Annotated in this window: 1 protein-coding gene; it reads left to right on the top strand. The window is 56.7% G+C overall.

Translation table 11 applies throughout. The annotated features are described in order from the left end of the window. Positions 1 to 349, top strand: a 349-nt coding sequence (locus FLP08_RS17495) for a FimD/PapC N-terminal domain-containing protein (protein ID WP_202912829.1), incomplete at both ends; no start/stop codon positions are given.

The raw sequence follows: 349 nt of genomic DNA, 5'->3' as shown, positions 1-349 counted from the left end.
ATGATCCGGCGCGAAGATGTCGTGTTCAGTGCCGATCCCGAAACCGGAAGCGTTCGTCCGGTCGTCCGGGTAGGGCTGCTCAAGGAGATCGGGGTCGATATCGCCCGGCTGACGCGAGACAAACTCATTCCGGATAATCTGGAAAACAATACGCCCCTGAATGTCGCCGAACTCATCCCCGGTGCATCCATCGAGTTCGACGTCAACAGCCTTTCCCTGCTGGTCAGCATTCCACAGCTGTATGTACAGCGGCACTCGCGTGGCTATGTGGATCCCTCTCTTTGGGATGACGGTGTCACCGCGTTGTTTTCCAACTACCAGGCCAACTTCACGCGCAACACCAACTTTG

Origin of the sequence: Christiangramia aestuarii (genome assembly GCF_009735585.1) — a bacterium.
GTDB classification, from domain to species: domain Bacteria; phylum Bacteroidota; class Bacteroidia; order Flavobacteriales; family Flavobacteriaceae; genus Christiangramia; species Christiangramia aestuarii.
The sequence above is the reverse complement of the archived record's forward strand: the minus strand, read 5'-3'. Positions and strand labels throughout refer to the sequence as shown.